Here is a 13,159-nt window from a genome sequence, read left to right on the forward strand (position 1 = left end):
CGCCGCCCGGACTCAGGCGGCTAAGCGGGTCAGAAATTGGCCCCAGTTCCCTCAGCTTCCATCTCCGACAACCCAAAGCCCCCGGTCTAAGAACCGGGGGCTTTGGGTTGAGTGGTAGCGCGGCCAGACAGTAGCTTCAGGGCTTGGCGGGCGGGGCCACGGCAATGGGCACCGTGTAGGCCACTACCACTTCCTGGCCACTCTGCTTGCCCGGCGTGAAATGAGGCAGCGCCTGCACCGCCGCCAGGGCAGCCCGGTCGGCAGCGGCCGACAGGCCCTTGACGATGCTGGCTTCCCCCACCCGACCATCAAGCCCCACCAAAAAACGCACCGTGATGACGCCCTGCACCAGCGCGCCGCCCGCCCCGGCCGGATAGCGAAACCGCGCCTGCAGCGCCGCCTTGATGGCGGCCAGCCCGCCGCCGCCTGGCAGCTCCGGCATCTGTTCCACGTAGGTGTACACGGGATTGGGCTTTATTTCTTCCACCACCTTTTTGGTCACCCCGGGGGTTGGGGGCGCCGGCTTGGGCACCAGCGGGGGCCCGGCGCCCGCCGCCGACAAGGGCGGAAAGCGCAGCGTAAGGGGCACCCGACTGGCCACGGGCTGGTTCTGGGCATCGCGCGCGGGCTGCCAGGGCGGCATGGCGTGCGCAAAGCGCAGGGCTTCCTCGTCGATGAAGGCGAGCTGGGCGGGGCGGGTGAGGGTGGCGTTCTGCACCCGGCCGTCGGCCGCTATTAGCACCAGCACGTCCACCGAACGGGCCAGCGGGGCTTTGCGGAGCGAATCGGACACCCGCAGGTTGGCCCGGACGTAGGCCTCCAGGTCCGTTGCAAACGTAGCGGGGTGCGAAGCCGAATACGGCTCGTAGACGTGGCCGGGGCCCCAGAAGCGGACGGGCAGCGTGAGGCGCATGGCTACCGTCTGGCCCCGGTACTGGCCGGGCGTGAGCAGCGGCAGGCGGCGCACAGCCGCCAGCGCCGCTGAGTCGCAGGCGGCGCTCAGCGACTGCCGGATGCGCAGCCCGTACACCCGGCCGCTCAGCCCCGCCACGGCGTCCACCAGCACCAGGCCATCCACTTTGCCCTGGCGCACTTCCTCCGGCACCACCGTGTAGTGCTGCACCAGGGCTTGAATAAACATCAGCCCGCCCCGCTCGGCAGCAGGGCGCTGCTCGGCGCTCAGGGCGTCCACAATGCCGGGCGAGTTGGCGGGCGGGTCGGCAGGCAGCGCATTGCTGACGGGCGGCTGGTAGCCGGCCGGCCGGGGCTTGAAATCCAGGTTCACCTGCAGCCGCACGGCCACCTTGCGGCGCAGGTGCCGGTAGGGCTCGAAGGGCGGCAGGGCGGCCAGCGCAGCCACGGCGGCGCGGTCGTAGGGCAGGCCACCGCTGTGCTCCAGCAGCACATCGGTGGGGTGGCCCAGGGTGTCGACGGTGAAGGCCAGCTTGACGTAGGGCACCTGGCCGTAGCGGTCGGCGGCCGCCTGGGGGTACACTACGCGTTGCAACAGCGCGGTTTGTACGCTCACGTTGCCGGGCAGGCGGGGCGCGGCCATTGGGTATTTAAACACCTCGGGCCAATCGGGCGGAAGCGTTACGGGGCCGGGTTCGGTGCGGGGGTTGTCGGCGTAGGGCCCGGCGGCCCCCACGGCCAGGGTGTAGCGCACGGCCACGGCCTGGCCCTCCTGCCGGCCCGGCGCGAAGCGGGGCAGCTGGGCCGCCGCGGCCAGCACCGCCCGCCCAAAGCCCGGTTCCAGCTTGCTCAGCACGCGGGCGTCGCGCACCCGCCCGTCAGGGCCAATGGTGAAGCTGAGCTGCGCGATGTCGGTGGCCGCGAAAGGAGGCCGGCCCGCCGGTGGCCGGTAGCGGAGATGGGCCCGCAGCGCCGCCTCGATGCTGGCGGCATCGGACGCGCCGCCGGGCAGGCGCGGCATTCGCTCGGGCCGCAGGTAGCGCAGCTCAATGGCCGGGCGGGCTGGCTCCGGCCGCGCAGGCGCTGGGCGCTGGCCATGCGCCATCCCTGCCAGCAGGAGCACAAGGCCGACGAGGGCCGGGTAGCGGGCGTAAAAATTAACCATGCGGCAAGGTACTCCGGAGCAGGCCGGGGCTGGCGGAAGTACCGGCCCCACAGTTCTCCTACCCCTGCCGCCGCTTGGCCACCATCTCGGCTTTGGAAGTCACCTCCAGCTTGTCGTAGACGCGGCGGATGTAGGTGCGCACCGTGTTGAGGGTGATGCCCAGGCGCTCGGCCACCAGCCGGTAGCTCAGTCCCTCCTCAATGGCCTGCACCAGCTGCAGCTCGCGGGCCGTGAGCACCTCCGTCTGGGCCGGGGCGGGCTGGAAGTGGCGCACCACGTGCCGGGCAATGGCCGGCGACATCGGCGAGCCTCCGTCGAGCACTTCCAGCAGGCCGGCTTTCACGTCGCGCAGCATGGTGCTTTTCAGCAGGTAGCCCACCGCCCCCGCGCACAGGGCCTGAAACAGCCGCTCGGGGTCGGCATACACGGTGATGAGGACGACCTCGGCCTTGGGCAGCGCCCGCTTGATGAGCGTGACGCCCTCGATGCCCGTCACGCCGGGCAGGCCGATGTCGCTCAGCACCAGCCGGGGCGGGCGCGGGGCTGAGGGCAGCATTTCCAGAAACTCTTCCACCGAGCCCGCCACCAGCACGCAGTCAAATTCGGGCTGAGCGCACAGGTAGGTCATGTAAGATTGGCGAATCGAAGGGTCGTCTTCGATGATGGCGAGGGGCGTAGCGGTAGACATAAGGCAAAGGTACCGGGCGCTTTCACCCGCTGGTATCGCATTTTGATGCGACAAGACGTGGCGGGGAGGATGGGGTAGTGGCGGAGCGCCTGTCATCCTGAGCATTCTGCGAAAGCAGAGACGAAGGGCCTTCTCACGGCTGAAGCAGTAAATGATTACTATTAATCGTTCATCGGAGAGAAGGTCCTTCGTCTCTGCTTTCGCAGAATGCTCAGGATGACAGGCGCCCCACTATCCCACCCATCCACCTCACACCGGCACGCTCACCCGCACGGCAAAGCCGCCGTCGGCCAGCGCCTCGGTTTGGGCGGTGCCGCCCAGCCGGGCGGTGCGCTCCTGAATGTTGCGCAGGCCGTGGCCGGAGCCGCGGCCGGGGCCCGGGCTGCTGGCCGGGGCGCCCGCACCGGTGTTTTCCACGGCCAGGCTCAGCAACGAGCCGGCGCGGTGCAGCGTCACGGTCACGGTGGCATTGGCGGGCGCGTACTTGAGCACGTTGTGCAGGGCTTCCTTGAAAATGAGGTACAAGTGCCGACGCACCAGCGGCGAAAGGTCGACGCTGGCCCCGATGGCGTCGTCGGCCACGAAGCGCACGTCGCGGCCGGTGGGCACCAGCACCTCGTGGGCGTAGTCGCGCAGGCGGTCGAGCAGGTTGGGCACCGAGTCGTTTTGCGCGTCCAGGTTCCACACCACGTCGTTGAGCTGGCGCACGGCCATGCGGCTGTTGTCGGCCACTTCGGCCAGCTGGCTCTGCTGTTGGCCGGGGGCACCGAGGCCCTCCTGCAGCAGGTCGGTTTGCAGGGCAATGCGGGCCAGCAGCGAGCCCACGTCGTCGTGCAGGTCGGCGGCCAGCTGGTGGCGCAGGGCCGCTTCGCGCTCGCGCTGCCGGCGGCGGTACGCTCCTACGAACAGGCCCACCAGCATCACCCCCACCCCGGCCCCGCCGCCCAGCAGCAGGCGGTTGCGCACGGTGCGCTGCTCGGCCTCCAGGCCCTCGATGCGGCGCTGCTGCTCCAGGGCCCGGATGCGGGCCTGCTGCCCGGCCACGTCGAAGCGGGTTTGCTGCCGAACGATTTCGGCGTTGCGGTCCTGGCTTTCCAGCGTGTCGTGCAGGGCGTTGAAGCGCAAAAGTGTGTCGAAGGCTTCGGGCCGGCGCAGGGCGTGCAGAGCGCGGGCCAGCACCAAGGTATAGTCGGCCAGCTGCGACTGGTTGCCGGTCTGGCGGGCCAGGGCCACGGCCTGCCGGGCCAGCGGCAGCGCTTCGGCGGGCTGGTGCAGGGCCAGGTGGGCGGCGGCCAGGTTGCCCAGGGCGTAGGTTTCGGCCCGGCGCTCGCGCTTGGTGCGCGCCAGCTGCAGCTCGTGCCGGAACGTGACCAGAGCCGAGTCGGGGTGGTGCTGGGCCAGCTGGAGCAGCCCAATCAGGTCGAGCAGGTTGAGCAGCGACTTGGCGGTGGTGGCGGGCCGCACCAGCTGCAGGGCCTGGCGCAGGGGCGGGCCGGCCTTGTCCAGCTGCCCGGCCTGCAGGTAGGTATTGCCCCAGTTGGTGAGCAGCACCATCTCGTAGCGCGGGCTGGGCGGCTGGCACTGCGCGTACACGGCGCGGGCCTGCCGGAAGTAGGCCACGGCGCCGGGCAGGTTGTGCATGCCGTCGGCCACCAGGCCCAGGCCCATGTACGCATGGCCCAGTATCGAGCACAGGCCGGCCCGGCGGGCGGGCCGCACGGTGGCCGCATAGGCCTGCTGGGCGGCGGGGTAATTGCCGGCCAGGTACTCCACAAACGCCAGGGCGTGCTGGCACTGGGCCAGGCCAGCGGCGTCGCCGATGCGGCGGGCCAGGGCGGCGCCCTGCCGGGCGCAGGCGCGGGCGCTGTCGAGCTGCACACTTTCCAGGGCGCGGCTCAGCCGCCAGTAGGCGCGCACCCGGGCCGTGTCGGGCAGGCCAGGGCGGTGCAGGCGGGCCCGCAGGCTATCCGCGGCCGGGGGCGGCGTGGCGGCCCGCGCGGGAACGGCCCGGCCCAGGCAGGCGGCCAGCACCAGCACCGCAGCACGGCAGCCCTTCCCGTTCCTGAAGAGGCCGACCAGGACCGGGAGCAAATGAATTAGAGAAAACATGCCGGCGCTACGCTGTTTCAGTCCAGCGAAGGTAAGCGCCCGGCTTCTCCCCTTTCGCTATTTCGCCGCCTCAATGGCCGCCGCGGCCTGCTCCACCAGCCCCGCCACCAACGCCGCATTCGGCCGCTTGCTCTGGTGCTGCTGCACCTCCCGCAGCAAGCCCACCACGCGCTTGTAGTCAACATAGCGCTTGTACTCCACGGTCAGGTCCCGGATGCGCGTGATGCCTTCCGGCAGCGCCGTGGGGTCATCCATGCGGCCCAGCATCCCGCCCAGGCCAGCCAGCATCTGAAACCGGCCGTTGGGGTCGGCCGCGTCGTACTTGGCGCGCATCCAGGGCCACTGCGATACGCTGCCCGCCTGCCCGTACACCAGCGCAATGGCCTCGGTGAGCGGCCCTTTGCTACCGGCTTCAAATGCCTTGGCGCGGGCCAGCGCCTGCGCCGGGTTCAGGGGCAGCAGGGCTTCCAGGGCTGCGGCCTGCACCCGGTACGACTGGCTGCCCAGCGCCTTGCTGAACAGCGACGCGTAGCTTTTCTGCTTGAGCGAGCCCAGCGCCGCCAGGGCCGCTGCCTGGGCTTGCGGCGCAGTATCGGTGGCGGCCATTTGGGTTAGCAGCGGCGTAGCGGCTTGGCGGAGGGCCGCGTTTTTGAGGTCGAGCACCTGCACGGCCATTTCGCGGAGGGCCGGCGTTTTATCGCGCAGCCCTGCGAGCAGGATTTGCTGGGCCTGCGGGTCAGCGGGCCGGCTTTCGGCGGCGCGCAGGGCTTCGCGGCGGTCGAGGTAGCGGGCCGCGTGGCGCTGCTGGTAGGCGAATTCGGCCAGCGGTTTGTGGTCTTCCTTCTGCCACACCAGCACCTTCCGGGCGTCCACGTTCACCAGGTCGGGCCTGGCGGCGAGGGGCATGGTGAAGGTTTGCGTGGCCTCGGTCATCGTCACAGGCTGGTGCTGCACCTTGCCGCCCACGTAATAGTCGATGATGAACGGCAGTTGGAACGTCTGGCCCGCTTGGGTCTGCTTCACGGTCACGGCCTGCACTTTTCGGGCCGCGTCCCAGGCGTAGTCGATGGTCACGATAGGGTGGCCCACGCCGTAATACCATTGGTTGAAAAACCAGTTCAGGTCCTGGCCCGAAGCCGCTTCCAACGCTAACCGCAATTGGTGCGCCTCGCCCGTGCCGAAGGCATTTTGGGTCAAATAGCGCTTCAGTCCCTGAAAAAACACCTCCTCGCCCAGGTAGGCGCGCAGCATGTTCAGGATGTTGCCGCCCTTCTGGTACACCACGCCGTCGAACATGTCGTCCTTCTCGGCGTAGCGCGCACGCACCACCGGCCGCAGGAAATTGGCTGGGTCGCGGAAGTAGGTGCGCAGGCTGAGGTCGGCTTGCTGGGCGGCGGCATCGGGGCCGTACTCGTGCTCGGCCCAGAGGATTTCGCTGAAGTTGGCGAAGCTCTCGTTCACGGTCAGCTGGCCCCAGCTTTCGGCCGTCACGTAGTCGCCAAACCACTGGTGGAACAGTTCGTGGGCAATTTCGCGCTCTACGCCGGCGTATTGCCAGTCCAGCAGCTCGCGGGCCGAGCCCTGGGCCTGCTCGCCAAACAGCGAAGCCGTGGTATTTTCCATGGCGCCGGCCACAAAATCGCGGCACACCACCTGGTGGTACTTGTCCCAGGGAAAATCCACGCCCAGGCGCTGCGCGAAAAACTCCAGCATGCGCGGCGTCTTGCCAAAAATGGCCCGGGCCTGCGCCGAATATTGCGGCTCCAGGTAGTAGTTGACCTCCTTGCCGCGCCACGTATCCTTCGTGATGCGGAAGTCGCCCACGGCCATCATAAACAGGTAGGGCGCGTGGGGCTCGTCCATTTTCCAGGTATCGGTGCGCAGGCCGGGCCCGGCGGGCTTCTGGCTCAGCAGCTTGCCGTTGCTCAGCGTCACGTACTTCGCCGGCACGGTCATCGAGATTTCCTGGGTGGTTTTCTGGTTGGGTTCGTCGATGGTCGGGAACCAGACGGAGTTGGAGTCTGGCTCGCCCTGCGTCCAGATTTGCACCGGCTTGCCGGCCACGGCGCTGTCCGGGTTGATGAAATACAGACCCTTAGCGCCTTCGATGGCGCGCCCGCCCTTCACGTCCAGCTCGTCGGGCTTGGCCGTGTATTCGATGTAAACCGTGTAAGCCTCGCCCGCCGGCACCGGCTGCTTGAGATGAATCAGCAGCTGCCGCTGGTTGTACTCAAATTTCAGCGGCACGTTGGTGGCGCCTTGCACCAGGGCCACGGTGCTAATGTCCATGCCCTTGGCGTCAAGCCGCAGGGAATCGGTGGCCGCGGCGCAGGGTTTGAGCGTGACCCACTCCCGGCCAATCAGGTGGCGCTTCTTGTAATCGAAGGCCACGTCGAGCCGGGTGTGCACCAGGTTGTTTATTTGCCGGGCCGCCGGGCGGTAAGGGGCGGGCTGTTGGGCGAGGGCCGGCGCCGCGGCCAGCAGAAAAAGGAAGAACCGTAAACTTTGCATAAGGCTGAAAAGGTGCGCCGAAAGGTAACGCGGCCGCTGATGTCGCTTCGGCGTCGCGGGTTGGCTCTCGCATCGAAAAGAAACGAACATGATTAAAAAAATAGCCCTGGCGGCTGCCATTATTGGCATCATCCTCTATTCCATCAGCGGCCTGCAGCCGGACACCGACGCATATGCCAAAGGGTTACACAAGTTTCGCAGCGAGAAGAACCGCGCCTTTCGCCAGTCGGCGAATTCGCCTTTGCCCGAAGCGCAAAAGGGGCAATTCGACAGCCTCAAGTACTACCCCGCTGATGTAGCCTTCGTAATCGAGGCCGCCATTTCGCGCAACGCTACCCCAGACACCACGCTCCTGCAAATGAGCGACAACCGCGCCGAAAAGTACCTGCGCTGGGGCCAGGCCCGATTTCGGATTGGCACCCAGGCCCAACAGTTGGCGCTGTATCTGAAGGCTGACGGCAAAGACTCCACGCTCTTCGTTCCCTTCACCGACGCCACCAACGGCCGCGACACCTACGGCGGCGGGCGTTACTTAGACGCCCCCCTTCCAGAGCCCGACGCCACCGAAATCAAGCTCGATTTCAACCGGGCCTACAACCCCTACTGCGCCTACAATAACGAGTACAGCTGCCCCGTGCCGCCCGCCGAAAACCGCCTGCAAGCCGCCATTCCGGCCGGCGAAAAGTCGTTTCACGACTAGCCACCGTCGGCCCCACCAATCCCTTCGCTGCGAAGGCGTTGGGGCCATTGCCAAAATCTTCGGCGCAAAAAAACAGCCCGAACGCTGATGCCGCCTTCTATATTTATCCCTGCTAAGGCCCGCGACGGTCGCGGAATGGCCCCGGCACCAACCCCAGCGTAATGGCAAAAATCAAAGTAGCAAACCCGGTAGTGGAGCTTGATGGCGACGAAATGACGCGCATCATCTGGAAGTTTATCAAGGACAAGCTCATCCTGCCCTACCTCGACCTCGACATCAAGTACTACGACCTCGGCATCGAGTACCGCGACGAGACCAACGACCAGGTGACCATCGACTCGGCCAATGCCATCAAGCAGTACGGCGTGGGCATCAAATGCGCCACCATCACCCCGGACGAGGAGCGCGTGAAGGAGTTCAACCTGAAGCAAATGTGGAAGTCGCCGAACGGCACCATCCGCAACATTCTGGATGGCACCGTATTCCGCGAGCCCATCGTGATGCAGAACGTGCCCCGCCTGGTGCCCAACTGGACGGCTCCGATTTGCATCGGCCGCCACGCCTTCGGCGACCAGTACCGCGCCACCGATTTCGTGACCAAAGGCAAGGGCAAGCTCACCATCACCTTCCAGCCCGAAGACGGCGGCGAGGCGCAGTCGTTTGAGGTGTTCAACTTCAAGAGCGACGGCGTGGCCCTGGCCATGTACAACACCGACGAAAGCATCCGCGGCTTTGCCCACGCCTGCTTCAACCAGGCCCTGATGAAGGGCTGGCCGCTGTACCTGAGCACCAAAAACACCATCCTGAAGAAGTACGACGGCCGCTTCAAGGACATCTTCCAGGAGATTTACGAGCAGGACTACCTGGCCAAGTTCCAGGCCGCCGGCATCACCTACGAGCACCGCCTGATTGATGACATGGTGGCCTCGGCCCTGAAGTGGAACGGCAACTTCGTGTGGGCCTGCAAAAACTACGACGGCGACGTGCAGAGCGACACCGTGGCCCAGGGCTTCGGCTCGCTCGGCCTGATGACCTCCACCCTGGTGACGCCCGACGGCACCGTGATGGAAGCCGAAGCCGCCCACGGCACCGTGACGCGCCACTACCGCGACCACCAGAAAGGCAAGCCCACCAGCACCAACCCCATCGCCAGCATCTTCGCCTGGACGCGCGGCTTGGAGTTCCGCGGCAAGCTCGACGGCAACCAGGAGCTCATCGACTTCTGCCACGCCCTGGAAGCCGTGTGCGTGGAAACCGTAGAAAGCGGCAAAATGACCAAGGACCTGGCCGTCTGCATCCACGGCAATAAGGTGGAGCACGGCCGCGACTACCTCTACACCGAGGAGTTCCTGGAAGCGCTGGACGAGAATTTGAAGAAGAAGCTAGGGCAGTAAGCCTTGGTTATTAGCATAAAATCGTCCGTCATCCTGAGCGCAGCGAAGGACCTTCTCGCGTTAAAACGACTCGTTCAACGTGATAAGGTCCTTCGCTGCGCTCAGGATGACAAATGAATTACAAAAGCCCATTCGGTCCGCCGGATGGGCTTTTCTGTGCTCAAATGCCAACTCATGCACTTCGCCTATTTCGTCTTTTCACCCCGCTGTACCTTTGCCCGGTCGTCAGCGGCCTGACAACGGACAACTACCAACCGACCATTCCCAATGCGCATTTCCCTCGACTGGCTTAAAACCCTCATTCCGACCGACAAACCTGCCGCCGAGATTGGCGCCCTGCTCACCGGCTCGGGGCTGGAAGTGGAAAGCACGGAGGAGCTGGAAAGCATCCCCGGCGGCCTGCGCGGCGTGGTGCTGGGCACGGTGCTCACCTGCGAGCGCCATCCCGACGCCGACAAGCTCAGCCTGACCACCGTGGACGTGGGCGACGGCGCCCCACGCCAAATTGTGTGCGGCGCCCCCAACGTGGCCGCCGGTCAGCGCGTGGTGGTGGCCCTGGAAGGCGCCGAGCTGCACCCCGCCCAGGGCGAGCCCTTCAAAATCAAGAAAAGCAAAATCCGCGGCGCGGCCTCCGAAGGCATGATTTGCGCCGAAGACGAAATCGGCCTGGGCCAGTCGCACGCCGGCATCATGGTGCTCGATACGAACCTGCCCAACGGCACGCCCGCCGCCGAGTATTTCGGCCTGGGGTCGGATACTGTGTACGAAATCGGCCTCACGCCCAACCGGGCCGATGCCGCCTCGCACTACGGCGTGGCCCGCGAGCTGCGCGCCCTGCTGCGCCAGCCCTGCCACTTGCCGGACGTGAGCGGCTTCGCGGCACCGGAGTCGGCGGACAGCAATATCAAGGTGACGATTGAGTACCCGGAAGCTGCCCCGCGCTACGCGGGCTTGTTGCTGGAAAACGTGCAGGTCGGCCCCTCGCCGGAGTGGCTGCAGCGCCGCCTGCGTAGCATCGGCCTGAGCCCCATCAACAACGTGGTGGACGTGACCAACTTCGTGCTGCACGAGTTGGGCCAGCCCCTGCACGCCTTCGACGCCGACCAGATTACCGGCAACCAAGTCCGCGTGAAGCGCGCCGAAGCCGGCGAGAAGTTCGTGACGCTGGACGGCGTGGAGCGAAGCCTCAAAGCCGAGGACCTGGTGATTGCCGACGCCAATGGCGTGCCCATGGCGCTGGCCGGCGTGTTCGGCGGCAAGACGTCGGGCGTGAGCGAAAGCACCACCCGCGTGTTCCTGGAAAGCGCCTACTTCGGTCCCGTGGCCGTGCGCCGTACTTCGCAAACGCACCAGCTGAAAACCGACGCCTCGTTCCGCTTCGAGCGCGGCACCGACCCCAACATGGTGCCCGTGGCCCTGAAGCGCGCGGCGCTGCTGTTGCAGGAAGTGACCGGGGCCACCGTGGCCGCGCCCGTGGTGGACGAGTACCCGACGCCCGTGCAGCCCGCCACCGTGCGCCTGCGCCTGCCCCGCGTGGAGCGGCTGGTGGGCCAGTACATCGCACCCGAGCGCATTCGTCAGATTCTCACCGACCTCGACATCGAAATCACCGAAGCAAACCCCGACGCCGGCGACCAGGACACCTGGACGCTGACCGTGCCGCCCCACAAAGTGGACGTGACGCGCGAGGCCGACGTGATTGAGGAAATCCTGCGCATCTACGGCTACAACAACGTAGCCCTGCGGCCCAACAACTCGGCTTCTTTCCTGGCGAAATTCCCGAACCCCGACCCGGAAGTGACGCGGGTGAAAATTGCTTCGCTGCTCAGCGGCCAGGGTTTTTCGGAGATTCTGACCAACTCGCTCACCAACTCGCAGTACTTCGAGAAGGAAGGCGAGCCGGAAACTTCGCTGGTGCGCATTCTGAACTATAACAGCATTGAGCTGAACGTGATGCGCCCCACACTGCTGCACTCGGGCCTGGAAATTATTCGGCACAACCTCAACCGCCGCCAGCGCGACCTGAAGCTGTACGAATTCGGCAAAGTGTACGCGCAGAACGAGAACGGCAAGTACCAGGAAAAGAACAAGCTGGTGCTGTACCTGACCGGCAACGCCACCGCCGAAACCTGGCAGCACAAGTCCGAAAAAGCCGCGTTCCATGACCTGGCGGGCGCGGTACAGCAGGTGCTAGCGGCGCTGGGCTTCGGCGGGGCGGCGTCGCAGCCGGTGCAGCACGCCTACCTGGCCGGCGGCCTCACGCTGCTGGTGCACAACCAGCCCGTGGCCCAACTCGGCGCCGTGTCGGCTTCGGTACTGAAAAAGATGGACGTGAGCCAGCCGGTATGGTACGCCGAGCTGGATTGGGACGCGCTGAGCAAGAAATACAAGCCCACGCTGGTGGCCCGCGAGTTGCCCAAGTTCCCGGAGGTGCGCCGCGACCTGAGCCTGGTGGTGGACGCTGCCGTGACCTTCGACCAGCTCCAGCAGATTGCCCGGCGCACCGAGAAGAAGCTGCTGCAGAGCATCAACGTGTTCGACGTGTACGCCGGCGAAAACCTGGGCGCGGGCAAGAAGTCGTACTCGGTGAGCTTCACCCTGCAGGATTTCACCCAAACGCTCAGCGAGCAGGCCATCGACCAGGTAATGCAGCGGCTCATTCAGCAGTTTGAGAAGCAGGCCGGCGCGCTGATTCGGAAGTAGGTTCCGGTCTGCGGTACTTTTTGGCTTCTTGCCCTTTTCACCCGCACGGTCATGCTGAACGCAGTGAAGCATCTCTGCCGCAGTAGTAAATCATAAATTACTTGCGCGGTGGAGATGCTTCACTGCGTTCAGCATGACGTTTTGGTTTTCTTTCCGTTCATTTTCCCGAACCCAAACCCCTCTGAGACACAAGCCGCGAGCAAGCCCGGGATAAAGCGCAGCTTTCGGCCCGCCGCTTTATCTTCACGCAAAAATTTACTCCACCGTGGCCTCCTCCCAACAGCTTGCGCAACTCGACCGCCTGGAGCGGCAGATTACCACTTTAGTGGCTGCCTATCAGGAGCTGCGCGAGGAAATGGCCGACGCCGCCACCACCATTCAGCAGCTGCGCGCCGACGTGCGCGAGAAGGACCGGCAGCTCAAGGAGCGACAAAACCAGGAAAATATTGTTAAACTTGTACACACCATAGCTGGGGAACCCACCCACGCCAACGAACTTAAACTGCGCCTCAACGAATACATCCGCGAACTGGACAAGTGTCTTGCCTATTTGAGAGACTAACCCGACTGACCCCCTCACCTTTTGCCGCAACTATCGCCGTATGAGCGAGCTAGCCATCAAAATTCGTATTGCTGACCGGGACTATCCCATGCGCGTGGACGTGCAGGACGAGGAACGGCTGCGCCTGGCCGGACGGCTGCTGGGCGACAAGCTGCGCGAATTCCGGGAAGGCTACGGCATTCAGGACAAGCAGGACTTGCTGGCCATGGTTGCCTTGGCCACCATGGCCGACCAATTGAAAGTGAGCAAGGAAAAGGATGGCACCGATGCGGCGCTGACCGAACGGCTGGCTCGTTTCGACGAGCTGCTTTCAGGCGTGGTGCTGGCGGGCTAACATGTAGCCCCGCCCGGCACCCGCACACTCGTTGGCCCGGTTGGGCGGCGCGGCAATCGGCCGCTTCCGCCCCGCCCGGGC

9 protein-coding genes are annotated in these 13,159 nt (G+C 65.6%); 5 read left to right on the forward strand and 4 right to left on the reverse strand.

The features are described from left to right. Positions 1–136: 136 nt before the first annotated feature. From I2H31_RS25510 to I2H31_RS18530, 4 genes are all read right to left on the reverse strand, one after another. Positions 137–2,077 carry a TonB family protein gene (locus I2H31_RS25510; protein ID WP_196294548.1) on the reverse strand — a complete coding sequence of 647 codons (1,941 nt, stop codon included), beginning with the start codon at positions 2,075–2,077 and terminating at the stop codon, positions 137–139. A 58-nt stretch (positions 2,078–2,135) separates the two neighbouring features. After that, positions 2,136–2,765, reverse strand: a complete 630-nt coding sequence (locus tag I2H31_RS18520; RefSeq protein ID WP_196294549.1) for a response regulator transcription factor — start codon at positions 2,763–2,765, stop codon at positions 2,136–2,138. A 249-nt stretch (positions 2,766–3,014) separates the two neighbouring features. Continuing rightward, a complete protein-coding gene (locus tag I2H31_RS18525; protein WP_196294550.1) occupies positions 3,015–4,856 on the reverse strand; it encodes a tetratricopeptide repeat-containing sensor histidine kinase in 1,842 nt (613 codons plus the stop codon). A 75-nt stretch (positions 4,857–4,931) separates the two neighbouring features. After that, positions 4,932–7,385 (reverse strand): M1 family metallopeptidase, encoded by a 2,454-nt coding sequence (locus I2H31_RS18530; protein WP_196294551.1) that lies wholly within the window; start codon positions 7,383–7,385, stop codon positions 4,932–4,934. Between the two features lie 88 nt (positions 7,386–7,473). On the opposite strand from I2H31_RS18530, the gene I2H31_RS18535 reads away from it, so the two are divergent. The 5 genes from I2H31_RS18535 (at position 7,474) to I2H31_RS18555 (ending at position 13,078) form a co-directional block, all read left to right on the forward strand. Next, positions 7,474–8,085 (forward strand): DUF1684 domain-containing protein, encoded by a 612-nt coding sequence (locus I2H31_RS18535; RefSeq protein ID WP_196294552.1) that lies wholly within the window; start codon positions 7,474–7,476, stop codon positions 8,083–8,085. A gap of 161 nt (positions 8,086–8,246) precedes the next feature. After that, positions 8,247–9,479 (forward strand): NADP-dependent isocitrate dehydrogenase, encoded by a 1,233-nt coding sequence (locus tag I2H31_RS18540; protein ID WP_196294553.1) that lies wholly within the window; start codon positions 8,247–8,249, stop codon positions 9,477–9,479. 267 nt (positions 9,480–9,746) lie between these two features. Then, the gene (gene pheT / locus I2H31_RS18545) at positions 9,747–12,182 is read left to right on the forward strand and encodes a phenylalanine--tRNA ligase subunit beta (RefSeq protein WP_196294554.1); all 2,436 of its coding nucleotides are present in this window, start codon (positions 9,747–9,749) and stop codon (positions 12,180–12,182) included. A gap of 265 nt (positions 12,183–12,447) precedes the next feature. Next, positions 12,448–12,744, forward strand: a complete 297-nt coding sequence (locus tag I2H31_RS18550; RefSeq protein ID WP_196294555.1) for a hypothetical protein — start codon at positions 12,448–12,450, stop codon at positions 12,742–12,744. A gap of 40 nt (positions 12,745–12,784) precedes the next feature. Then, positions 12,785–13,078 carry a cell division protein ZapA gene (locus I2H31_RS18555; protein WP_190922794.1) on the forward strand — a complete coding sequence of 98 codons (294 nt, stop codon included), beginning with the start codon at positions 12,785–12,787 and terminating at the stop codon, positions 13,076–13,078. Positions 13,079–13,159: the final 81 nt, after the last annotated feature.

Origin of the sequence: Hymenobacter ruricola (genome assembly GCF_015694525.1) — a bacterium.
Taxonomy (GTDB): Bacteria; Bacteroidota; Bacteroidia; order Cytophagales; family Hymenobacteraceae; genus Hymenobacter; species Hymenobacter ruricola.

What these genes read in the sequence shown, in the direction of transcription:
- I2H31_RS25510 (WP_196294548.1), bottom strand. Translation starts at nt 2,077, where the DNA reads ATGGTTAATTTTTACGCCCGCTACCCGGCCCTCGTCGGCCTTGTGCTC.
- I2H31_RS18520 (WP_196294549.1), bottom strand. Translation starts at nt 2,765, where the DNA reads ATGTCTACCGCTACGCCCCTCGCCATCATCGAAGACGACCCTTCGATT.
- I2H31_RS18530 (WP_196294551.1), bottom strand. Translation starts at nt 7,385, where the DNA reads ATGCAAAGTTTACGGTTCTTCCTTTTTCTGCTGGCCGCGGCGCCGGCC.
- I2H31_RS18535 (WP_196294552.1), top strand. Translation starts at nt 7,474, where the DNA reads ATGATTAAAAAAATAGCCCTGGCGGCTGCCATTATTGGCATCATCCTC.
- I2H31_RS18540 (WP_196294553.1), top strand. Translation starts at nt 8,247, where the DNA reads ATGGCAAAAATCAAAGTAGCAAACCCGGTAGTGGAGCTTGATGGCGAC.
- pheT (WP_196294554.1), top strand. Translation starts at nt 9,747, where the DNA reads ATGCGCATTTCCCTCGACTGGCTTAAAACCCTCATTCCGACCGACAAA.
- I2H31_RS18555 (WP_190922794.1), top strand. Translation starts at nt 12,785, where the DNA reads ATGAGCGAGCTAGCCATCAAAATTCGTATTGCTGACCGGGACTATCCC.